General features: G+C 71.6%; 21 protein-coding genes. 11 read left to right on the top strand and 10 right to left on the bottom strand.

Annotated elements, in window-relative coordinates; genetic code table 11:
* Positions 1 to 40: 40 nt before the first annotated feature.
* Entirely contained in the window at positions 41 to 814 is a 774-nt protein-coding gene (locus ACGF3I_RS06200) for a response regulator (protein WP_393129411.1), read from the bottom strand.
* 146 nt (positions 815 to 960) lie between these two features.
* Here ACGF3I_RS06200 and ACGF3I_RS06195 point away from each other — a divergent pair, with 146 nt between their 5' ends.
* Together ACGF3I_RS06195 and ACGF3I_RS06190 are read left to right on the top strand one after the other, a co-directional pair.
* The gene (locus tag ACGF3I_RS06195; protein WP_393129410.1) at positions 961 to 2,574 is read left to right on the top strand and encodes an ATP-binding protein; all 1,614 of its coding nucleotides are present in this window, start codon (positions 961 to 963) and stop codon (positions 2,572 to 2,574) included.
* Positions 2,571 to 3,770, top strand: coding sequence for a PP2C family protein-serine/threonine phosphatase (locus ACGF3I_RS06190; protein WP_393129409.1), 1,200 nt, complete (start codon positions 2,571 to 2,573; stop codon positions 3,768 to 3,770). The genes ACGF3I_RS06195 and ACGF3I_RS06190 overlap by 4 nt, the downstream gene beginning before the upstream one ends.
* Before the next feature lie 89 nt (positions 3,771 to 3,859).
* Here ACGF3I_RS06190 and ACGF3I_RS06185 read toward each other — a convergent pair whose 3' ends face one another.
* Positions 3,860 to 4,237, bottom strand: a complete 378-nt coding sequence (locus tag ACGF3I_RS06185; protein WP_393129408.1) for a hypothetical protein — start codon at positions 4,235 to 4,237, stop codon at positions 3,860 to 3,862.
* Between the two features lie 193 nt (positions 4,238 to 4,430).
* Positions 4,431 to 4,622: a DUF6381 family protein gene (locus ACGF3I_RS06180; protein ID WP_393129407.1), complete on the bottom strand. Its 192-nt coding sequence runs from the start codon at positions 4,620 to 4,622 to the stop codon at positions 4,431 to 4,433.
* A gap of 1,396 nt (positions 4,623 to 6,018) precedes the next feature.
* Here ACGF3I_RS06180 and ACGF3I_RS06175 point away from each other — a divergent pair.
* The 3 genes from ACGF3I_RS06175 to ACGF3I_RS06165 all read left to right on the top strand — a co-directional run bounded on the left by ACGF3I_RS06175 (position 6,019) and on the right by ACGF3I_RS06165 (position 9,458).
* Entirely contained in the window at positions 6,019 to 6,426 is a 408-nt protein-coding gene (locus ACGF3I_RS06175) for a transglycosylase SLT domain-containing protein (RefSeq protein ID WP_393129406.1), read from the top strand.
* 674 nt (positions 6,427 to 7,100) lie between these two features.
* Positions 7,101 to 8,249: a S1 family peptidase gene (locus ACGF3I_RS06170; RefSeq protein ID WP_393129405.1), complete on the top strand. Its 1,149-nt coding sequence runs from the start codon at positions 7,101 to 7,103 to the stop codon at positions 8,247 to 8,249.
* 648 nt (positions 8,250 to 8,897) lie between these two features.
* Positions 8,898 to 9,458 carry a hypothetical protein gene (locus tag ACGF3I_RS06165; RefSeq protein WP_393129404.1) on the top strand — a complete coding sequence of 187 codons (561 nt, stop codon included), beginning with the start codon at positions 8,898 to 8,900 and terminating at the stop codon, positions 9,456 to 9,458.
* A gap of 93 nt (positions 9,459 to 9,551) precedes the next feature.
* Here ACGF3I_RS06165 and ACGF3I_RS06160 read toward each other — a convergent pair whose 3' ends face one another.
* From ACGF3I_RS06160 to ACGF3I_RS06150, 3 genes are all read right to left on the bottom strand, one after another.
* Positions 9,552 to 10,655, bottom strand: coding sequence for a glutamate--cysteine ligase (locus ACGF3I_RS06160; RefSeq protein WP_393129403.1), 1,104 nt, complete (start codon positions 10,653 to 10,655; stop codon positions 9,552 to 9,554).
* A gap of 313 nt (positions 10,656 to 10,968) precedes the next feature.
* Complete coding sequence (locus ACGF3I_RS06155) at positions 10,969 to 11,163, bottom strand: hypothetical protein (protein WP_393129402.1); 195 nt, start codon at positions 11,161 to 11,163, stop codon at positions 10,969 to 10,971.
* Positions 11,164 to 11,315: 152 nt separating this feature from the next.
* The gene (locus ACGF3I_RS06150; protein ID WP_393129401.1) at positions 11,316 to 12,386 is read right to left on the bottom strand and encodes an alpha/beta fold hydrolase; all 1,071 of its coding nucleotides are present in this window, start codon (positions 12,384 to 12,386) and stop codon (positions 11,316 to 11,318) included.
* A 467-nt stretch (positions 12,387 to 12,853) separates the two neighbouring features.
* On the opposite strand from ACGF3I_RS06150, the gene ACGF3I_RS06145 reads away from it, so the two are divergent.
* From ACGF3I_RS06145 to ACGF3I_RS06135, 3 genes are all read left to right on the top strand, one after another.
* Positions 12,854 to 14,488: an ABC-F family ATP-binding cassette domain-containing protein gene (locus ACGF3I_RS06145; RefSeq protein WP_393129400.1), complete on the top strand. Its 1,635-nt coding sequence runs from the start codon at positions 12,854 to 12,856 to the stop codon at positions 14,486 to 14,488.
* Positions 14,489 to 14,561: 73 nt separating this feature from the next.
* Positions 14,562 to 15,110 (top strand): CGNR zinc finger domain-containing protein, encoded by a 549-nt coding sequence (locus ACGF3I_RS06140; RefSeq protein ID WP_393129399.1) that lies wholly within the window; start codon positions 14,562 to 14,564, stop codon positions 15,108 to 15,110.
* A gap of 67 nt (positions 15,111 to 15,177) precedes the next feature.
* Positions 15,178 to 15,930, top strand: a complete 753-nt coding sequence (locus ACGF3I_RS06135) for an endonuclease/exonuclease/phosphatase family protein (protein ID WP_393129398.1) — start codon at positions 15,178 to 15,180, stop codon at positions 15,928 to 15,930.
* 36 nt (positions 15,931 to 15,966) lie between these two features.
* On the opposite strand, the gene ACGF3I_RS06130 is transcribed toward ACGF3I_RS06135, so the two are convergent.
* Both ACGF3I_RS06130 and ACGF3I_RS06125 read right to left on the bottom strand, forming a co-directional pair.
* Positions 15,967 to 16,455, bottom strand: coding sequence for a DinB family protein (locus ACGF3I_RS06130; protein ID WP_393129397.1), 489 nt, complete (start codon positions 16,453 to 16,455; stop codon positions 15,967 to 15,969).
* Between the two features lie 112 nt (positions 16,456 to 16,567).
* Complete coding sequence (locus ACGF3I_RS06125; RefSeq protein ID WP_393129396.1) at positions 16,568 to 17,197, bottom strand: SAM-dependent methyltransferase; 630 nt, start codon at positions 17,195 to 17,197, stop codon at positions 16,568 to 16,570.
* Between the two features lie 128 nt (positions 17,198 to 17,325).
* Between ACGF3I_RS06125 and ACGF3I_RS06120 the strand changes: the two genes are divergently transcribed.
* Positions 17,326 to 17,916, top strand: coding sequence for a helix-turn-helix domain-containing protein (locus ACGF3I_RS06120; protein ID WP_393129395.1), 591 nt, complete (start codon positions 17,326 to 17,328; stop codon positions 17,914 to 17,916).
* A 136-nt stretch (positions 17,917 to 18,052) separates the two neighbouring features.
* Here ACGF3I_RS06120 and ACGF3I_RS06115 read toward each other — a convergent pair whose 3' ends face one another.
* Positions 18,053 to 18,988, bottom strand: coding sequence for a ScbA/BarX family gamma-butyrolactone biosynthesis protein (locus tag ACGF3I_RS06115; protein ID WP_393129394.1), 936 nt, complete (start codon positions 18,986 to 18,988; stop codon positions 18,053 to 18,055).
* Positions 18,989 to 19,115: 127 nt separating this feature from the next.
* On the opposite strand from ACGF3I_RS06115, the gene ACGF3I_RS06110 reads away from it, so the two are divergent.
* Positions 19,116 to 19,730, top strand: coding sequence for a ScbR family autoregulator-binding transcription factor (locus ACGF3I_RS06110; protein ID WP_393129393.1), 615 nt, complete (start codon positions 19,116 to 19,118; stop codon positions 19,728 to 19,730).
* A 197-nt stretch (positions 19,731 to 19,927) separates the two neighbouring features.
* Positions 19,928 to 20,662: an SDR family NAD(P)-dependent oxidoreductase gene (locus ACGF3I_RS06105; RefSeq protein ID WP_393129715.1), complete on the top strand. Its 735-nt coding sequence runs from the start codon at positions 19,928 to 19,930 to the stop codon at positions 20,660 to 20,662.
* Between the two features lie 66 nt (positions 20,663 to 20,728).
* Here ACGF3I_RS06105 and ACGF3I_RS06100 read toward each other — a convergent pair whose 3' ends face one another.
* Positions 20,729 to 21,973 (bottom strand): IS701 family transposase, encoded by a 1,245-nt coding sequence (locus ACGF3I_RS06100; protein ID WP_393129392.1) that lies wholly within the window; start codon positions 21,971 to 21,973, stop codon positions 20,729 to 20,731.
* Positions 21,974 to 22,058 lie beyond the last annotated feature (85 nt).

Raw genomic sequence — 22,058 nt, 5'->3', positions numbered from 1 at the left:
CGTGCCCCTGGCCGGAATTGGCGCCCCCCAGCGTCTCCGCTCAGGCGTGCGGCGGGCGGGTGGCCGTCTCCAGGTAGAACGCGTCGATGCTCTGCACCGCCTGCTCGAACTCCTCCAGGTTGACCGGCTTGGTCACATACGCGTTGGCATGGCTGGTGTACGCGTCCGTGACGTCGTCGGGTGCCGAGGACGTCGTGAGGACGACCACGGGGATGGTCTGGAGGTCCGCGTCGGCCTTGAGGACCCGGAGCAGCTCGCGGCCGTTCATGCGCGGCATGTTGAGGTCCAGGACGATGAGGTCGGGACGCATGCTGTCGGGGTCGCGCAGGTGCTCCAGGGCGGCGACACCGTCGGTGACCTGGACGAGATCGCGGGCCCCGCGCTCGGAGAGTGCCTCCTCGATGAGCATGGCGTCGGCGGCGTCGTCCTCGACGAGCAGCACGGCGAAGGGGCGGGACTGGGCGGTCATCATCGAATGCTCCGTGGGTGCTTCATAGGAGTGGTGGAACAGCCCCGGCCAGCGCCGCCGGGCGCCCTGCCGGGTCATGCCGCATGCTTCGCCGATTTGGGGGTACCCGGCGCCCGTGCGGGCCGCGTCCACGGCCGCGGACCGCTGAAGCCGCTCGGCGGACCGTTGCAGTTGGACGAGTACGTGCAGCAGCGTCAGCGCGGGCGTCGCATCGCCCGCGTCCGCAGAACCTGGGTCTTCCAGCAACTGCTGGGCGATGCGCCGCGCAAGGTCGCCGACCGCCACGTCCGTGACGGCGGCGGTGTCCTGCGGCAGGTCCCGCAGTACGAAGTTCTTGCCAGGCATACCCGGCACCCTAGGCCCCGACCCGACCCCGCGACAACATCTGTTGTCGAACAGCCTCTACAGTATGCGCGGCGCTGATTCCACGCGGCACCGGCACAGGGCACAGGCATACGACACAGGCACAGGCACGGCGGAGGGGTTAACAGATGACCGGCGACGAGACGCTGCCGCGTGCGCGCGGCCTTGCCACCTGGACGACCCGGCGGTGGCTGCGTGTGGGCGTGGCCCTGTCCCTGGCCGTGCTCACGGTCCTGGGCGTGACCGGCGCCTGGATGCTGGGCCGGACCGCCGCGCTGAGCGACGACCTCGTGGACGTGAAGTCCCAGGCGCTGAACACCTCCTTCCGCCTGGAGTCCGCCCTGCTCAACCAGGAGACCGGCATCCGCGGCTACGGGATCACCGGGAACCCCGAATTCCTCACGCCGTACCAGCAGGGCCTCACCGAGCAGACCGCCGACGTGCGGCGTCTCGATGACCTGCTGCGGGACGACACGCGTGGCACGGTCGACCTGCGTGCCGTCGAGAGCGCCCTGGAGGCCTGGCAGAGCAGGATCGCCCGCCCGATCGCCGCGTCGCCGGCCGGAGCGCCGTCACCGCTGGCCACCGAGCGGGCCGGCGAGGGCAAGACCGCCTTCGACCGCGTGCGCACGGCCCTCGGCCGCCAGCAGGAGCAGCTGCGGGCCGAGCAGGCCGCCGCGCGTGATGACCTCACGGCCACCATGCGGCAGCGCAACTGGCTGTTCGCCGCCATCGCCCTGGTCATCCTCGCCCTCGCCGGCCTGGTCTTCGAGGGACTGCGCCGCGGGGTCACCCGGCCCCTCGAACGGCTCGGAGCGGACGCCCGGGCGGTGACCGGCGGCGACTTCGCCCGCCCCATCATCCCGACCGGCCCCGCCGACCTCAGGCGCCTCGGCGCGGAGATCGAGATCATGCGGAAGCGCCTCGTCCAGGAGCTGGAGAGCAGCGAGGAGTCGCGCCGGCTCCAGGACGAGCAGGCCGCCGACCTCCAGCGCTCCAACGCCGAGCTCGAACAGTTCGCGTACGTCGCCTCGCACGACCTCCAGGAGCCGCTGCGCAAGGTCTCCAGCTTCACGCAGCTGCTCCAGCGGCGCTACGCGGGCCAGCTCGACGACAAGGCCGATCAGTACATCGCCTTCGCGGTCGACGGCGCGAACCGCATGCAGACCCTGATCAACGACCTGCTCGACTTCTCCCGCGTGGGCCGGGTCCACCACGCCCACCAGAGCGTGGACCTCGACTCGGTGATGGAACGCACCCTGTCCGCGCTCAGCGTGAGCATCGAGGAGACGGGCGCGCAGATCACCTGCGACCCGCTGCCCAGCCTGGTCACCGACCCCACGCAGATGGGCATGCTGTGGCAGAACCTGATCGGCAACGCGATCAAGTTCCGCCGACCCGGACAGCAGCCGCACATCAAGGTGACGGCGGACCGGGAGGGCGACCTGTGGCGGTTCACGGTCACCGACGACGGCATCGGCATCGCGCCCGAGTACGCGGAGAAGGTCTTCGTGATCTTCCAGCGGCTGCACACCAAGGACGTGTACAGCGGCAGCGGCATCGGGCTCGCCATGTGCAAGAAGATCGTCGAGTTCCACGGCGGCACCATCGCGGTCGACCCGGAGTACACGGCCGGCGCCCGCATCACGTTCACCCTCGCCGACGCACCCGCCCCGGCCGAGGAGGCCGAGCCCGGACCGGAAGGCGCCCACCCGGCCGAGAACGCGGAGCCGGTCTCGTGAACACAGCGCCGCAGAGCGGCACCAGAGCGACGCAGCCGATCTACCGCGTGCTGCTGATCGAGGACGACGAGGGCGACGCCCTGCTGGTGGAGGAGCTCCTCCACGACACCGGGCTGCGCTTCGAGCTCACCACTCGCACCAGCCTGGCCCAGGCCCGCACCGAACTGGCCGCCGCGCCCGTCGACTGCATCCTGCTCGACCTGCACCTGCCGGACGTCTCGGGCACCAACGCGGTCACGGCGGTACGCGGCTTCGCCCCGCACACCGCGGTGATCGTCCTGACCGGCCTGTCCGAGGCCCAGGCCGGCCCCGAGGCGATGGCCGCCGGCGCCCAGGACTACCTGGTCAAGGGCAAGGTCGAGGCGGACCTGCTGCGCCGCACCCTGCGGTACGCGGTCTACCGCAGCCAGACCGAGCGGGCGAGCGCCGAGGCACAGGCGGCGCAGCTGCGCGCCGAGGAGAACGCCCGCCTCGAACGGGGCCTCCTGCCCCAGCCGATCCTCGACACCTCCACCGTGAAGGTCACCTCGCGCTATCTGCCCGGCGGTGAACTCGCCCTGCTCGGCGGCGACTTCCTCGACGTCGTCGAATGCGACGACGGGCTGCTGCGCGCGGTGGTCGGCGACGTCAGCGGCCACGGCCCCGACGCCGCCGCACTCGGCGTCTGTCTGCGGATCGCCTGGCGTTCCCTGGTGCTCGGCGGCCACCGCGGCCCCGACCTCCTGCACCTCATGGAACGCATCCTCATCGCCGAGCGCGGCAGCCACACCCTGTTCGCCACCTGCGCCCTGCTCACCCTCGACGAGAAGGCCCGCACCGCCACGCTGCACCTCGCCGGCCACCACGAACCCCTGCTCACCACGGCGGCGGGCACCCTCGAAGTCCCGGCCGAACTGGGCATCGCCCTCGGCATCGCGCCCGAGCAGCGCCACTGGCCCGCCACGGTCATCCCGCTCCCCGACGCCGGCGCCCTGACCCTCTACACCGACGGTCTCACCGAGGGCCACAACGGTTCCGAGGGCGGCCGACTGGGCGTCGAGGGCCTCCTGAACCTGATCGAGCACCTGCCCCCGACGGACCCGGCGGCCCATGTGGACCGCCTCATCAAGGAGACCCACGCCCTGAACGCGGGCCGCCACTCCGACGACCTCGCGGTCCTGAGGCTCGACTGGGGGACTCCGCACGCGTACAGGTGACCTCGTGCAGGGTCGGCGAGCGGCAAGGGACCCAACGCCTCACGGCTCACGCCTCACGGCGCCGCCCGCCCCCGACGAACGGCCGGACCTCACAACTCCAACAAAGGCTCCAGAGAACGCAGTTGCTGCCGGATCGAGTCCAGGGACTCGGTGCGGGCGCGGTCGAGGACGAGGTACACGAAGAGGCCGCCCTCCCGCAGGTGCATCAGCGGGCGGATCATGTGCAGTTCGGTGCCGAGCGTGATGAGGATGTCCTCGACGCTGTCGGGGGAGTAGCCGAGGAGTTCGAGGGTGTAGAGCTTGGCGCGCATGACATCGCTGTCGCCGTACGCGACCTTGTCCATGTCGAGCCCACTGCCCCGGTCGAGCGAGCCGAGGACGCGGCGCTGCTGGAAATCGACGACCGCGACGCCGGTGGCCCCCTCGATGGCCAGCGCCTTTTCCAGTACCTTCTCGAGACTGCCCATCCGTGCGCGCCCTCCTCAGAACAGGAAACCGCCGGGGTGCGGCGACCCGGGCTTCCCGGCCGTTGAGATCGCACAGTAGCGGAGAAGGAGCACGTCGCGCCCTGCGCGGCCGGGCGGACGTGCCGGATGCCGCCCGGCTCCGCCCGGCACCCGCCCACCCCGCGGTGACGGGTGCCCCGGCCGCTCCCCGTAGTCAGGCGGGCTCAGGACGGCCGGTGTCGCTGTGCGCGTCCTGTTTGCACTGCTCCTGCAGACGATGGATCTTGGCTTCGAGCCGCCGACGCAGCTCGGGGTCCAACGTACGGTCGGCGGCGTGGCCGAGCTCTTTGACTTGGGCGCGCATCTGCTCCAGGCGACGCACCCCGAATTCCCTTGTGGTGCTCACGAGTCCTCCATTGACGCGGAGAGTGAAGCGGGTCCAGGAAATCAACGGACGGGGCCCCGCGCATTTCGTACGCTCACGGTGGGTTAGCCCCTAGGGGCGGGGGCCCCGCCCGTTCCGCGGCGACCGGACACGCCAACGTGTCGCGGACGGACGGCAAATGGAGAAGGCGGGGGATTGGCCGCCTTTCCTGATGCCACGTCAGAAATACAGCAGGCGGCGGAAGGTGACCGGTAGTCGGCCGTTGCGTGGCCGAGGGAATGGCGCGGGGCGAGGGGGCCGGAGGGCTTGCCTCGGCGGGTGCTGAGGCCGCCCTTTCGAATTCCGGCGCGGCGCGGAGGGGGGTGCTCACGGCTGGGCCGTACGGAGGAAGGGCGACCCCGTGAGCGCGGGGCCCCTCGCCCCGCCGAGCCCCGCGCCCCGGCCGACTCGCGCAGTTCCCCGCGCCCCTGGCAGCACCGGTGTGCCCGGGGTATGCGCAGTTTCCCGCGCCCCCAAAGGCGTCGGCCGTGTGCGGACCGTGCCCGCTTCTCGCGCAGTTCCCCGCGCCCCTAGCGGCACCGGTGCTGGCCCGCACCTGCATCCTCAGCCTGTCCGGCGTTTGAGGACGAGCGCCGTTCAGGCGCGAAGGGGGGTCCGGGGGCGCAGCCCCAGGGGCCGGGCCCGCCCAGCCCCGCTGCATGGGCGGGTGGGTGGGCGAACCCCCCGGGGTCTGGGGCGAAGCCCCAGGGCTCAGCCGAACCAGCCCCCAGTTCGCCCCCCGGGCGGGGCCCCCCGGCGGGTGCCCGGGCGCCGGCGGGGCCCCCCCCCCCCCCCCCCCCCCCCCCCCCCCCCCCCCCCCCCCCCCGGGGGGGGGGGGGGGGGCGCCCCCCCCCCCCCCGGGGGCGCCGCCCCCCCCCCCCCGGCTCAGCCGAACCAGCCCCCAGTTCGCCCCCCGGGAGGGACCACCCTGCGGTACCCAGCCCCCACCCACCCCCACCCCTTCGATTCCGCCCCATAAACCCGCCCCCACCCACCCCCTCAAAGGGTACGCAACGTAACAATGCGTGAGATTCGGGCATATCGGTCGTGAGGCGGCCCACAGGACTTACGTCACATACGGGCCGTGTTAGTAGCCCGTAAGGACAGCAGCGGCACCCGCACACCCCCCTCACCTGCACATATCGACTCCACCCCACCAATGACGTGCGCCCGTCCCTGCGACACCCGCTAGTAGCAGGGGGGCATTGCCAGCCCGCCGGGGCATCGGTAGAACTGGATGAGTCGCCAAGCGGCACGGGTGCTCAGCCCGGTACTCCGGTGCTCGACCCCGCCGCAGACGAACCCCTCTCCTTCGCGTGAGTGGCTCACGCATGCTCCGGCATGCCGCGACATCCCCGTCCCCGTCGAAAGGCTTTCCGTGTCCAACGCAGTCATCCGCCGCATCGCCGCCTCCAAGAAGACCCTCGCGGGTACCGTCGTCGCCGTCGGTGTCGCCGGTTCCCTGTTCGCCACGGTTCCCGCCCAGGCGGCCGCCCCCACGAACGCCAAGGCGATCGCCCAGCAGATGATCAAGGACCCGGCTCAGTTCGAGGCCTTCAACAAGATCGTCTCCCGCGAGAGCGGCTGGAACCACACCGCCACGAACTCCTCGTCCGGTGCCTACGGTCTGGTCCAGGCCCTTCCGGCGTCGAAGATGGCGTCCGCCGGTGCGGACTGGAAGACCAACCCCGCCACGCAGATCAAGTGGGGTCTGGACTACATGAACTCCCGCTACGGCAGCCCGGTTGGCGCCTGGAACTTCTGGCAGGCCCACCACTGGTACTGAGCCACCAGCTGAGCCACCAGCGGACAGCACACAGACGAGAACGCCCGGCCGGGCTACCCGGCCGGGCGTTTCCGCATCCCCCCACAGCAACCCACCGCCCCACACCCGGCCCGCCGCCCAAAGCCGACCGCCCAAAGCCCGGCACCCAAAACCAAGCGCCCAAACCTGGCGCCCCAAAACCCGCCGCCCAATAAATTACCCCGCAGTAGACGCCAGAACCTCCCCATAAATCCCGCGAGTTGGCGCACGCAAGCCGTCGAACCCCCTTCGAACCCCCGACGAGCCCCCTTCGAACACCTACCTCCCCGGCTCCCGCAGCCCGAATTGCGGCACACGGGCGGCGCGGATCGCGCCCCGCATTGCTGAAGAGACGTGAACCCAGGAGCGGAACCCGGATCGCCTCCCGCATTGCGGCCCCTCCGCGGCCTCCCCCAATTCCCCACGGAAACAGTTAGCCGCGGTTCTGTTAATTTTTGCCGCCGACCGCGACCTTGTCATGACCGCGCCCAGCCGGGAAGGTTCTCCTGCGGTTACGGCTTCCCCACCCCCCACCCGTAACCGCACTTTCCTCCACACCCCCCACACGCCGCCATGGCGGCTGCTCGAAAACAGGAGACAAGGTGCTTCGTCTACGCGCGATTCTGGCATCGGGTGCGGCAACGGCGGCTCTGGTCATGGCCGCTGGAGCCGTGCCGGCGCACGGTGCCTCCGGAGAGGCCTCCCCGGCCCCCGGCGGGCAGTACCAGCAGGACATGGTGCACGCACTCGCCGGCTCGCTCGGCATCAGCGACGCCGCCGCCGTACAGCGGCTGGACTCCCAGGCCCGCCAACAGGCGGTGCTCGCCTCGCTGCGCGGCCCGGCCGCCGATTCCCGCGCGGCCTGGTTCGACCGCGCGGGCAGGCTCACCCTGAACGTCCCCGACGCCCCGTCGGCCCGCCGTATCGAGGCCGCCGGGCTCAAGGCCCGTATATCCGCGCACACTTCGGGTGAGCTGGACCGCGTCAAGGCCGAGCTGGACCGGCTCGCCGCAGCTGCCGTGCCGACCGGCGTGCGCGGCTGGGGCGTCGATCCCGCGGCCGACAAGGTCGTCGTGCAGGTGGGCGACGAGGTGACAGCGACCGACCGGGCCTTCCTCGCGAAGGCCGAGTCCTACGGGTCGGCTGTCGCCGTGCGCGGCGATGGCGGCAAGTCCGTCTCGATGGCAACGACCATCTACCCCGGCAGCCGCATGGACTACGGGAACCACTACTGCTCCGTCGGCTTCGGCGCCAAGGACTCCTCCGGGCGTCAGGTCCTGGTCACGGCGGGCCACTGCGTCGAGAGCTCGCCCGACCTGTACTTCAACGGGACGCACTTCGCCAAGGGCACCACCACCCGGTTCCACCACGGCCGCGACAGCATCGACATGGGCCTGGCCTCCGTCGACAACGGAACCACCATCGCCCCGCAGATCGGCACCTGGGGCAACGGGGCCAACGTCGCCGTCTCCGGCAGCCGGAGGGCCCCGGCCGGCTCCGACGTCTGCAAGTCCGGCGCCACCTCGCACTGGACCTGCGGCTCCATCAAGTCCTACAACTACTCGGTGACGTACACCGATCCGGGCCAGCCGGCCACGCTCGTGACCAACGTCGGCCTGAGTGATGTGTGCGACCTGGGCGGGGACAGCGGCGGTCCCTGGGTCTCCGGCAACCAGGGGCAGGGCATGACGTCCGGCGGACAGACCGACAACCAGTGCGACGGCGTCTACGGAGAGGGTGTCTCCTACTTCGAGCCCCTCGACGACGCCCTCCAGTACTACGGCCTGCGCCTCACCACCGCCTGACCGGCGCACCCACGCGGTCCGTCGCGGCGACGCCTGCTCGGCCGCCGCCCCGGTCCGGTGGCCCACCCGTACCATCCGACGGGTGAGCCATGAAGGCGGGGCCGCCGCCCACATCAGGGGCGGCGGCCCCGCCGCACACCCACTCCTCGCCGCCGGGAGCAGCCATGAACCCCTCGGACCAGCCTCCGGTGCCGGCCCACCCCGAACGGCCAACCGCCCGTGCGCCGCACCTGCCGGCCGACCCCGAGGGTGTCGCGTACGGCGATTTCACGCCCAGGACCACCTTCGGGGAGGCCCTCCACGAGGCGCTCCAAGCGGGCGGCCTGTCGCTCCAGCGCCTGCACCATCACCTGGGCGAGCGCGGCATATCGGTGAGTCCGGTCACGCTCAGCCACTGGCAGCGCGGCCGCAGCCAGCCCGAGCGCGAGCAGTCGCTCCAGGCGGTGGCCGCCATCGAGGTCATCCTCGGCATGCCACCGGGCGCGCTGCAGACCCTGCTGACCACGCGCCGCCCGCGCGGCAGGGCCCTGGCGCTGAGGAGCCCGGTGCCCGAGGCGCTGTCCCGCGTCCTGAGCCCCGGGCGCGCCCCTGGAGCTGGCCCTCGGCGCCGACGCGTACCGCTTCAACGAGGACCTGGTCACCCTGTCCGTGCAGGAGACGTTGACGCTCGACGACCAGGGGTGCATCGCGCGCTACGCGGTGAGCCATGTGGTACGCGCCCTGCGGGACGGGGTCCGCCATGTGACGGCCCATCACAACTTCGACGACCCGGACACACCTTCGGTTCAGGTCACCGTCGGCTGCGGTCGCCTGGAGGCGCTCCGGTTCCGTCAGGAGGTGCGTTCGGCGATCTTCGACATCGGGTTCGGCCGGACCCTGCGGCGCGGCGAGACCGCCATCATCGACTACACCCTCGACATCGGGCCGCGCTGGAGACCCTCCGACCACCATGAGCGCACCCTGCCCGTGCCCGTACGGCATTATCTGCTGCACATCTTCTTCCACCCGAGACACCTGCCGTCGTCCGTGTACGGCTACTACCGGCAGAGCTCGGAACGGGCGGCCGAGGACATCAGACCGCTCTCCCTGGACGCGTCCCACAGCGTGCACATCATGCCCGCGAAGTGTCAGGCAGGCATCTACGGCATCGCCTGGAAACGCCATGCCCTGCCTGGAGTGACCGGACCGTCGGACCCGCCCCGCCCCTGAGCCACCCACCCCGCATCGGGTCAACTCGCCTACTCGCGCGCACAGTTCCCTACAAACCACGCACGCCGCCGGTTCACCACGGGCCGCGCACGTTCAGTCGTCGAGCGCGGTGATGCGGGCGCACTCCCGCACGACGGCCCGCAGGCTCCGCTCCCGCCGGAAGATCTCGCGCTGCCGGTCGGCCCCGCCCCCCTGCCCCGCCAGCTGGTCCAGTGTGCTGTGCACCCGTTCCAGGTCGCCGCTCGCGGTCAGCGCGTCCCGGACGTGGGCCACCAGAGCCGCGACGACCGTCGGCGCCGCCTCCTCGCGCAGGGTGCGCGGGTCGACGAGCGAGCCGGTCAGGCCGGACCGCGCGGCCCGCCAGGACGCGAGGCGCAGCAGCCCCGCACTGACCTCGGCCGGCTCGTCGCCCGCCCGCCAGGACGCGGCGGCGGTCTCCACCAGGGCGCGGGCGAGTGCGGCGACCAGGACGGTGGTGCTCGGCTGGAGGCAGACGTCGGCGACGCGGATCTCCACCGTGGGATAGCGGGCCGACAGCCGGGCGTCGAAGTAGATCATTCCGTCGTCGCGCAGGGCGCCCGTCGCGAGCATCGACTCGACGTTGCGGTGGTAGCGGTCGGCCGAGCCGAAGACCTCGGTCGCTCCGGCGGACGGCCACCGGTTCCAGACCCTGTTGCGGTAGCTGCTGTAGCCGCTGTCCTCGCCCTGCCAGAACGGCGAGTTGGCGCTGATCGCGGTGAGTACGGGGAGCCAGGTGCGGATCCGGTCGAGGACGGCCACGCCCTCGTCGTCCGAGTCGACCGCCACATGCACATGGCAGCCGCAGGTCAGCTGCTCACGGGCGGTGAGCCCGAAGTTCTCCGCCATCCAGAGGTGGCGCTCGCCGAGATCGAGCGAGGGCTGGACCGGCACGGGCGAGGTGGCGAGCGCCGCGACCGTGGCACCTGCTTTCTGGGCCCGCTCGGCCGCGTCCCGGCGCCGCCGGACGATCGCCTTCTCGATGTCGCCCATCGACGTCAGGGGGACGGTCGCGAACTCCACCTGCTGCTTCTGGAGCTCCTTCTCGAAATCCGGATCGTCCGACGCGTCCTGTGTGGACGAGCCCTGGGGAGACACCACGACCGAAGCGAGCGCGAGCACCTCGCCGGTGCGCGCGCTCACCATGAGCAGCTCCTCTTCCACCCCGACCGTGCGCATGGGTCTCTCCGATCGACGCTCCGCTCCAACCGTCCACGAGTGCCCGGGCCGGGCGGAGCTACACGACGAAAAAGCGTCATGCGCCACGCTCCGGTCGGCGCTAGGGAGTGTCTTCAAAGTGGCGTCGTCCGCCCGAAGGGCGGGGTCGGCGGGGTCTGGTGCGTGCGATCGCAAGGCGGAGGAGGGAGTCGACGCGATGGGGGTCCCCCCTGTTCGAGCGGAGCCGAGACCTCGGGGGAGTCGGCGACCGACGACAACGCCGCGAGCGTGCGTGCCAGACCCCGCCGACCAGACGGGACTTTGAAGACACGACCTAGAGCCCGAGGTCGAGGGCCAGGCACGAGTAATGCTGCCACGCGCCCTCGGTGTCGGGCGAGCCGTCCCGGGCGCCGCGCCGGCCCGCGTCGACCTCCTCGGTCATGTCCTCGTAGCGGATGCGCCCGGGCAGGCTGCCGAAGCGGGCGTGGCGTGCGGCGTCGGCCGCGGCGTCGGTGAGAGGGGTGTTCATGGCCGAGCTCCACTCCACTGGGATCCATTGGGACGGACGACGTCGTATGCGTCGAGGCGGGACCGGTAGCCCGGTATCAGTGTGCTTCCGGTTTGGTCACCTGTCAAAGGGGTGACGCAATTTCCGAGGGGGCGCAGGCGGTGCCGCCAGGGTCAGAGACGGTCGGCGTCAACGACCGCCTGGGCGAAGGCCGTTGGCGCCTCCTGCGGAACGTTGTGTCCGATGTTCGCGAGGGTGCGGTGCTCGTACCGGCCGGTGAAGTGGTGCCGGTACGACGAGCCGTCGCCGGGGGCGGTGAAGGGGTCGAGTGCGGCGTCCAGGGTGATCGTCGGAACGCCGATGGACGGCTGCGCCGCCAGCCGCTCCTCGTAACGGTCGTAGCGCGGATCGCCCTGGACGAGCCCGATGCGCCAGCGATAGTTGAACAGGACGATGGCCGCGTAGTCCGGGTTCCGGAAGGCCCGCGCCGTCCGGGCGAAGGTGGCGTCGTCGAAGGTCCAGCCGGGTGAGACCAGGGTCCAGACCTGGCGGCACAGCGCGTCCCGCTCCTGCGGGATCTCCATCGCCTTCTTGCCGCGCTCGGTGGCGAAGTACCACTGGTACCACCAGTTGTGCTCTACCGCGGGCGCCGCCGGTTCCAGCTGCGCCTTGATGTTCGTGATGAGGTAACCGCTCGTCGAGACAAGGGCCTTGACGCGCTCGGGCCACAGCGCGGCGATGATGTCGGCGGTGCGCGAGCCCCAGTCGAACCCGGCGAGGGCCGCCTTGTCGATGCCGAGCGCGTCCATCAGGGCGACGATGTCGAGCGCGACGGCCGACTGCTCGGCGGTGCGCGGGGTGCGGGCGGAGAGGAAGCGCGTGTCCCCGTGCCCGCGCAGCTGGGGGACGATCACGCGATAGCCGAGGCCGGCGAGGAGGGGTGCCACGTCGGCGAAGCTGTGGATGTCGTACGGCCAGCCGTGCAGACACAGGACGACCGGCCCGTGCGCCGGCCCCGCCTCGGCGTAGCTGATGTCGAGGACGCCCGCTCTGACGTGCTTCATCCGGGCGAAACCGGTGTGGGTGCCGGGGGTGAGGGTGGGCACGCTCGGGGTCGCCGCGGCGGCGCCCGGCCGGTGCTCGCCGGACGCGGCGCGGGCCGCGCCGCCCAGACCGGACAGCGATGCGGCCGCCGCGCCGGTGCCGAGACCCACGGCCTTGCTGAAGGTACGCCTGTCGATCATCCCGAACCTTTCGCCGTGCAGCGGTGGTGAGCCCAACAACGGCACGCCGAAGGGCAGTTGACGGCGCGGAGCGTCCGCGGCGTCGGTCGGTCCGTCGAGGGCGACGAGCAGACCCTGGCACAGCGTGCGTCACCAGTCAAACAGGTGACGCGGCACGTGTGGCCGAAAGACCGGGCTGCGGATGCGTGGCGGCTCGGCGCCGAAGGCGGTGCGGTGCGCCGGGCGCGGCTCGCTCGGCGGGGTGCGCCAGGGTGCCTGCTAGGGTCTGAGCGACGTGGACCGTTTCGAGCGAGGAGTCGCAGACATGGCGGGTGAAGACGACATCTCCGGATGAGATCCGGATGTGAGCGGCCGTCGGGCCGGCGTCGCAGAACGCCGTAGCCGAGGCCACTTCGTCGTACCCCCATGCCCGAGTCGCCCAGGGCAGAGCCCTATCTGCCTGCCCTCGATCCTCATGAGGTCACCCCATGTCCGACGCCGCCATCGTCTGCTCGAACCTCTCCTTCGCCTGGCCCGATGACACCCCGGTCTTCCGCGACCTGTCCTTCACCGTGCCCGCCGGACGCACCGGCCTGGTCGCCCCGAACGGAGCCGGCAAGAGCACTCTGCTGAAGCTGATCGACGGTCAACTGCGCCCCAACAGCGGCTCGTTGACCGTCGCGGGAACGCTCGGGCACCTCCCGCAGAGCCTGCCCCTGACCGCCGGCCTCACGGTCGGCGAGGTGCTGGGAGTCGCGGAGGTGATCCGCGCCCTCGACGCCGTCGAGTCCGGCGACGTGGCCGAGGAGCACTTCGTCACGATCGGCGACGACTGGGACATCGAGGAACGCACCCGCGCCCAGCTCGACCGGCTCGGCCTCGGTGACCTGGCGCTCGACCGCGATCTCGGCACGCTCAGCGGCGGCCAGGCCGTCTCGCTCGGCCTCGCCGCCCGCCTGCTCAAGCGCCCGGACGTGCTCCTGCTCGACGAACCCACCAACAACCTCGACCTGGAGGCCCGGCACAAGCTCTACGACGCGCTGTCGGACTTCAACGGCTGTCTGCTGCTCGTCAGCCACGACCGCGCTCTGCTCGACCGCATGGAACGCATCGCCGAGCTGGGCAGTGACGAACTCCGGCTCTACGGGGGCGACTTCACCCAGTACGAGGAAGCCGTGCGGGCCGAGCAGGAGACGGCCGAGAAGAACATCCGCAATGCCGAGCAGGAGCTGAAGCGCGAGAAGCGCGAGGCGCAGCAGGCCCGCGAGCGGGCCGAACGCCGTCAGAGCAACGCGGCCCGCAACCTCAAGAGTGCCGGTCTGCCCCGCATCTTCGCCGGAAACATGAAGCGCGGCGCACAGGAGGCCGCGGGGCGGGCCGGACGGGTGCACGCCTCCCGGATCGGCGAGGCCAAGGCGCGGCTCGACGAGGCCGGGCGCGCCCTGCGCGACGACCAGCGCATCACCCTCGAACTGCCCGGAACCACCGTGCCCGCCGGACGCAACCTCTTCCTCGGGGAGCGCCTTCAGGTACGGCACGAGGGCAGGGCGGTGTTCGCCGACTCCGGCGTCGGCCTGGTCGTCCGCGGTCCGGAGCGCATCGCCCTGACCGGGCCCAACGGGTCGGGCAAGACGACCCTGTTGCGGCTGATCGCCGGTGACCTCACGCCCGACGAGGGAGAGATCAGGCGGGGAGGGGGCCGCGTCGCCTACCTCTCTCAGCGCCTGGACCTGCTCGACATGGACCTCAGCGTGGCGCAGAACTTCGCCGCGTTCGCACCCGAGCGGCCGGAGGCGGAGCGCATGAACCTGCTCGCCCGCTTCCTGTTCCGGGGCCCACGCGCGCACCTCCCGGTCGGGGTGCTCTCCGGTGGCGAGCGCCTGCGCGCCACCCTCGCGTGTGTGCTGTGCGCCGAGCCGGCACCCCACCTGCTGCTCCTCGACGAACCCACCAACAACCTCGACCTGGTGAGCGCGGCCCAGTTGGAGAGCGCGCTCGACTCGTATCAGGGCGCGTTTCTGGTGATCAGCCACGACGAGCGGTTCCTGGCCGAGATCGGGGTGGAGCGCCGGCTGCGGCTGGCCGACGGAGTCCTGACGGAGACGGGACACCCCGAGGTGTGAGCGGGGCAGGAGGGCGGCCGGGGCTCGACGGCCGCCCTTGCACCTCTCCGCAGTCACCTGTCAGGATGGTGATGTGAATCTCGACCATGTCTTCGTCTGCGGCCACCCCGCCCTGGACTTCGCGGCCACGCTCCGTGCCCGGCGTTCCACGCGGTTCGAGATGTTCGCGACGCCGGAGCGGCTGAACGCCTGGTACCTGGAGTCCGGCCTGGTCGATACGATCACGCCCGGCACGGCGCAGGACGTCGAGCGGGCGATCACCATCCGCGAGGCCCTGTACCGGCTCATCACCAACCGCCGCCTCGGCGAGGGATTCGACCGCGAGGCGCTCGCCGTGCTCAACGGCGCCGCGCGCGAGCCCGCCGTGACACCGCAGCTCACCTTGAGCGGACGGCACAACGAGGCCACTCCGGGCCGGGCCCTGGCGACCGTCGCCCGGCAGGCCGTCGAACTGCTCAGCGGCCCGGACGTCCCGCTCCTGAAGGAGTGCGGCAATCCGGAGTGCACACGGGTCTACATCGACCGTTCGCGCGGCATGCGGCGGCAGTGGTGCGGCATGGAGTCCTGCGGCAACAAGATCAAGGCCGCGGCCTATCGCGCCAGGCGCAAGGGCACGGCCTGAGTGCCGCCGGCTGCGGGACACGGCCCGCACGGGCCCGGGCCCTCGATCAGCTGCGTACGGTGGGGGTGTGGACGTCCAGCGCGCAGTCACTCTCAACATCTGGGGACGGGGCACGGCCTGGCGCCGGCGACGTCCCCTGATCAGGGCCGAACTCGCCCGGCTCGCCCCCGACGTCGTCGGCCTCCAGGAGGTGTGGCGCGGAAGGACGAGGTGCCAGGCGGAACAGATCGCCGACGGCCTCGGCCACCACGTCACCTACGCACCGGCCCGATCGGGGCCCACCGGCGCGACTCAGGGCAACGCGCTGCTCAGCCGACTTCCCGTCACCCGGTACGAGGTGCTCGCGCTGCCCACTCCCGGCGTGGAGCCGAGGTCGGTCCTGTGTGCCGAGGTGGGCTCGGCGACCGTGCTCGTCACCCATCTGACCTGGGAGTGGGAACACACCCACATCCGGCAGCAGCAGGTGCGCTTCCTGGCCGACCTCGTGGCCCGCCAGAGCGGTGACGTCGTCCTGCTCGGTGATCTGAACGCGGCTCCGGACACCCCCGAGATCCAGTGGCTCACCGGCCGGATGCGGGACGCCTGGGCGCTGGGTGGTGAGGGAGCGGGGCACACCTTCGCGCCGTCCAATGGGCACGCGCGCAAGGACCGCGAACCGGCTCGGCGCATCGATTACGTACTGGGAAATCAACTGGCGTCCGTGCGGGCCGAGTTGGCGTTCACCGAGCCGCACCGTACCTGGCGCGGCCGGTTGTGGCCGTCCGATCACTACGGCGTGGTCTGCGACGTCGCCCCGCCGACTCCGCCCGCTCAGGACTGAGCCGGAGCGGATCGCGGGTGCCCGGCGAGCCTGCGGCTACCGTCCGGTCCCGCCGTCGATCAGCTCGCGCAGGATGTCGGCGTGGCCGGCATGGCGCGCGGTCTCCTCGACCATGTGGGCCAGCGCCCAGCGGACACTCGGCCCCTGACCGCCGGGGCGGGGGACCGGAGCATCGAGTTCCGCACAGGCGTCGAGTACTTCGTTCACGCGCCCGACCGTCGCCCGGTACTCGGCGACGACGTCCTTGACGGAGGCGGACGGCGCCGCGTGGAACGTCGCGGGCCAGTCGCCGACGCGCTCGCCCAGGAACATCGCGCGCTCGACGTATGTGAGGTGGTGGAGCAGACCGAGCAGGTTCGTGCCGAAGGGGACGCCAGGGGTGCGTACGGCGGGCTCCGCGGTGTTGTCCACCTTCGCGGCGATGGACGTACGCAGATAGTCGAGGAAGCCGCGCAGGGTGTCGGCCTCACTGTTTCCGGTGCGGGGAGGCGGGGTGTCGCGGCGCCGGCGGGCGGCGGTGGGCATGGTGGTCTCCTGGAGAGGGCCGGGGGCAGGGGCGCGGGGTGCTTCGTGCGCCGCCCCGGGTCGATGAATGCCTGACAATCCGTCAAGTGACTTCTGGCGCTGACGGTTTGGATCAGGACGTCCGCCGGATCAGCAGAATGTGGTCCGTCACCTCCGCGGTCGTCCCGTCCGGTCCCGTGGCCACGCGCCCGGCCGCCTCGGCCCTCTCGACCGACCAGCCCGCCGGGTCGAGGCCGAGGGCGGCGGCGACGTCCTGGGGGCTCGGGAAGTGGAGGTCGGGGTCCTGGTTCCAGGACCACGGCGCGGTCGAGCCGTGGTCGACCACCAGCAGCCGGCCGCCCACCCGCAGGGCGTGTGCGGCCCCGCGCAGGGCGGCGGCCCGGTCGAGGTCGTACGGGGTGTGCAGGTAATGCGCGTTGATGAGGTCGAACTCGCCGGGCGGGAAGGACGCGTGCAGGTCGTGCGCGGCCGTGGCGACCCTGGGGCCGAGACCGCCCGAGCGGGCGAGCGCGGCGAGGCGTTCGACCGCCACGGCCGAGATGTCGACCGCGGTGACCCGCCAGCCCTGTCGTGCGAGCCACAGTGCGTCGCCGCCGTTGCCGCAGCCGAGATCGAGGGCGTCGCCGGGCCGCAGACCGGTCACGGTCTCGGTCAGGCGGACGTTCGGCCGCGGGTCGGTGGCGGCCGGGCGGGTCGCGTAGACGTCATCCCAGTAGGCGACGGCGTCGGGGGTGGTGCTCATGGTGACTCCTCGGTGTCCGTGGGGCGCGGGGGCCGGGTCCCGGAGGTGCTGGGCGGCCCGGATGGGTTCAGTGTGCTCACCGGCGGCCGATCCGGCACGAAAAATTGCGGTTCTGGCAAGATGGCCGCATGGACGATGCGACGGAGGACGTGCTCGGCGCGGTGGGGCCGAGGTTGCGGGCGCTGCGCCGCGAACGGGGCATCACGCTCGCCGAGCTCGCGGCGACGACCGGGGTCTCGGAGAGCACCCTGTCCCGGCTGGAGAGCGGGCGGCGCAGGGCGACCCTCGAACTGCTGCTGCCGCTGGCCCGGACGTACGGGGTCCCGTTGGACGACCTCGTCGGGGCGCCGCCGACGGGCGATCCGCGTATTCACCTGAAGCCGGTGCGGCGCTTCGGCATGACCTTCGTCCCGCTGTCGCGGCGGCCGGGCGGTGTACACGCGTTCAAGATGATCATCCCGGCCCGCGCCGAGCCGCTCGAACCGGTCCCGCAGACGCATGAGGGCTTCGAGTGGCTGTACGTCCTGAGCGGGCGCCTGCGGCTGGTCCTGGGCGAGCGTGACCTGGCCCTGCCGGCGGGCGAGGCCGCCGAGTTCGACACGTCCGTGCCGCACTGGCTGGGCAGTTCGGACGGGGGCGCGGTCGAACTCCTCGTCCTGTTCGGCCTGCACGGAGTGCGGGCGCACGTACGGGGCGGTGCGCACGCCTCGGGGCACTGAGTCCCGGCGTCCGGTCATCCCCATCCGTCCTGCGCGCCAACTCGTGCACCTGAGAACGGTGTTGAGCTATCCGTGACACGTGTCGGCGGGACGGGGAGACGCGAGCGCCCCCGTCCCGCCGATGGGTTCCGGTGCGTCAGTCGTGCTCGGACGCGGTGACGCCGATGGAGAAGACCTCGTTGCCGTTCTGCCGGCCGGTGAGGCGGGTGCTGATGACGCCGGGCGCTCTGCGCTGCGGCGGAGTCGCCTCCAGGAGGCAGGGGGAGTCGAGTTCGACGTAGCGGCTGAACTGCGCGTCGAAGTCGGTCGGTACGGTGCGGCGGGCGCCCGACAGCACGTGGGCGGCCTGGGCGGAGGCTTCGAGGAAGACGAGGCCCGGTATGTGGTCGTGGGCGTGGTCGAAGAAGGTGCGGTTGGCGACGTCGACGCGTAACTGCCACCTGCGGGGCTCGCCCAGCGGGGTCAGGACGGCGTTCTCCAGCGAGGTCTGTTCGCCGCGCACGGTCGCGTCGTAGGCGGGGCCGAGGGGGAGGGCGCGTGCGGTGGCGGCCCGGGCGTCGGCGTGCTCGCCGCGCAACCGGTCGTAGATGGACGGCGGGTGGGCGGTGTAGCGGACGCGGGCGATGCCGAGGGGTTCGCCGTCGCGCGTGGCCATGACCTGAGCCGCGAGCCGGGCCGAGCCGAACCGGCGCCGGGACACCTCGGTGTGAGTGATCATCAGGCGCACGGTCGACGGGGTCGCGCGGGTGCGGAGCGCGGCCGGGATCAGCGAGGTGTCGAAGGATTCCCAGCCCAGGCGGTGGTCGAGCGGTATGGCATACGCGGTGTGGGAGAGCAGGGCGAGGGCCTGGCGGATCGACTCGGCGAGGAGCAGGGGGTGGTAGAGCTCGTGGTGCGAGGTGTAAAACCCATGGTGTGTGGGCCAGTTGGCGATGACCGTGTGCGAGACGCCGTCACGGTGAGGCCGCCAGCCGGTGAGGAGGACTTGGCCGGCCATCGTCTTGCGGGTCAGTGCCATCGGGACGTGCTGAGTGCTTTCAATGGTCATGATCGAGCCAGTTGTGACAGTCATGCGGATTCCCCCAAGAACGGCGCGAGCAAGAGTGCAAACAGCTGCTGCAAACGTGGGTTCGAATCATCCCTGTGCAGTAACATAGAGATAACTATTTTTATTGTCGAGGCCTTGTGAGGACTGGAGAATGGTGCAACGTGAACCGAAACAGGAGCGCAGCGCGCGGACGCGCGCGGCCATCGTCCGGGCCGGGGCCGAAGTCTTCGCCGAAGTGGGCTTCGCCGGCGCCAGCGTGAACAAGATCGCGCGCCGGGCCGACCTGACGCTCGGCGCGCTGTACTTCCACTTCGAGTCCAAGGAGCAGCTCGCCCGCGAGATCGTCGAGGCCCAGCCGGCCCGCCTCACGCTGCCGACCGGGGTCCACGGGCTGCAGGGCGCGGTGGACACCACGATCGCCTGGGCGACCCAACTCCTCGACGATCCGATGCTGTTGGCGGGTGCCCGGCTGGTGATGGACCAGGAGTACTTCGTGGACCGCGAGAAGGGCAACTCCCACCAGCAGTGGGTGGAGGTACTGCTTCCGTATCTCCATGAGGCAGTGGCCGACGGCGAGTTGAAGCGGGACGTCGACATCGAGGCGCTGGCGCGGCTGGTGGTGAACGCGGCCACCGGTGCGCAGATGAACGCGCAGCTCGACAGCGGCCGCCAGGACCTGCCGGAGCGCATCCGGCAGATGTGGCGCTTCCTCGTGCCCCTGGTGGCGACCGAGGAGTGCGCGCTGCGCGGCATGGCGCACATCTGAGGCAGCCCGTGCGCGCGTAGGCCTGACGGGCCATCATGTGCGGTGCGCGACACAGGAGTTGCGCGGAGGCGGCCGTTCACTCCAGTGGCGGAAAATCGCCACCGCCGGCTCGGCCCATCCGGCTGCGGCGCCCCGTACGGATGACATTCAATCGGGCCATGCCAGATATCACAGGGATGTTGCAGGGCAGGACCGCGATGATCACCGGGGCCTCGGCCGGGATCGGCGCCGCGGCCGCCCGGGTGTTCGCCGCCGAGGGCGCCGCCGTGGTACTGATGGCGCGGCGCAAGGAACTCCTGGACGAGGTGGCCGCCGACATCCGCGCGGCCCACGGCCGGGCGGTGGCCGTTCCGGGCGATGTGCGCGACCCCGCGGAGGTGGCCCGCGCGGTCGAGACGGCGGTCGCGGAGTTCGGCGGCCTGGACGTGGCGTTCAACAACGCGGGCTGGGGTTCGATGGGCCCCCCGCTACACGAACTGGACGACGACGTATACGAGTTGACGATGGACGTGAACGTCCGCGGTGTGTGGAACTGCTTGCGCGCACAGGTTCCCGTGATGCTGCGTCAGGAGCGCGGTGGCGCGATCGTGAACACCTCCAGCGTGGCCGGCCACTGTGCGACCGGCGCCTCCGCCCCCTATGTCGCGGCCAAGCACGCCGTCCTCGGCCTCACCCGGGCGGCCGCGGCCGAGTACGGCGCCGCCGGCATCCGCGTCAACTCCCTGATGGTGGGCTCCACCCGTACCGACCTCGTGGCGCCGCTCCTCGCGTCGAACCCGGAGTTCGCGCCGGCGATGACGAGACGCGCGATCCAGCAGCGCTTCGCCGATCCGGTCGAGGTGGCCCGGGTGGCGGCCTGGCTCTGCAGCGACCAGGCATCCTTCGTCACGGGCGGTGCGATACCGGCGGACGGCGGCTGGAGCGCTTCCTGACGCGGGCGTGCGCGAGAGGACCCGCGCCGCACCCCCCGCCGCCCGTGGACGGTGGGTGCGGCCGGGTCACACCAGCAGGCCGGCGGTGCCGAGCGCGCCGGACCCCAGCCAGTTCGGCGGCACCGTGTCCGCGAAGTCCTCCGGATCGGGCTCGGCGAGGCCGCTGTAGGCGCAGGCCGCCGACACCAGCGTCACATGGCGGTGCCAGCCCGGATAGGACCTGCCCTCGAAGTCCTGGAGCCCGAAACTGCCCTCCAGGTGGCGCAGCGCCCGGCGCGTGCCGGACTGCACCTCGGTGAGCTCCATCAGCTCGTCCATCGGGCGGTGCACGAGGTTGGTGAGCCGGATGACCGGGGCTCCCCGGCCCTCGCGCGGGTACTCCGCGAACAGCCGGTAGAAGCGCGGCGCGTGCGCGCCTCCGGGCAGCCGCACCAGGCCGGTGACGACGCGGGTGGGCCGTGTGGTGCCACCGTGCGCGCTCATCACCACGGAGCGCGGCACCTCGCCGCTTGTGTGCAGGAAGCTCCGCGCGCTCACCACGGCGGGGGCGGCGTCGCGCGCGCTGCCGGGCTGTGGCGCGGCGGGCAGCACCGCGAGGGTGGGCGGCACCGTCACGACGAAGTCGTGCCCTCGCTGGCGCAGCCCCTGGAGCAGGCGGTCGGACTCCTTGTACTCGCCCAGGTCGGCCACCAGCGGCAGCGGTGTCGAGCCGTGCGCCGCCAACGCGTCGGCGAGGTCCAGGACATGGGCCCACACCGGCAGCGGGCGGATCGGCTCGGGGATACGGGCCCGGCGGCGCAGCCGCTCGTCCGCCCACTCGCCGGGCAGGTGCAGGCGCCAGTCGACCGGGACCTGGCGGTGACCGGCCGCGAGGAACAGACCGATGCCGACCTGGCAGTTGATGGTGCGGCCGAGGGCCGGGACGAAGCGGCGGTGCACCCCGCAGGACTGGTTGCCCCGCTTGGGCACCACCGCGGTGCCGATCGTCCACGCCTTGGGCCGCAGGCGCTCCTCGACCCAACGGGTGAGCTCACCGCGCGCCGGCTGCCAGGCCCAGGGGCTGGAGTTGACGAAGCGGTGCAGCGACTGGGAGGCGGTGGGGGAGTCGGTGACCGCGGCCGCGAGGCTGCGCACGGACTTGCGGCCCGAGACCGCCAGCAGCCCGAGCAGATAGGCGGCGGCCCAACGGCGCTGGTCCGCTCGCGGTAAGTGCGTGAAGAGCTGGTCGGCATAGGCCGTGACGCGTCGTCCCGTCTCCTGCACGGAGGAGTGCACGGACGAGTGGGCTTGGCCGAACGCGACGGTGGTCATGTTGGGGGCTCCCGGCTGCGGCTCGCGGACTGTCCTTCGAAGAATAATAGATGTCGCTATTTTTTTATCGCAGTGAATCGGCCAA

The organism is Streptomyces sp. NPDC048111, assembly GCF_043202815.1.
Lineage (GTDB): Bacteria > Actinomycetota > Actinomycetes > Streptomycetales > Streptomycetaceae > Streptomyces.
Note: the sequence above shows the minus strand (reverse complement) of the source record. Positions and strands in the feature narration are given on the sequence as shown.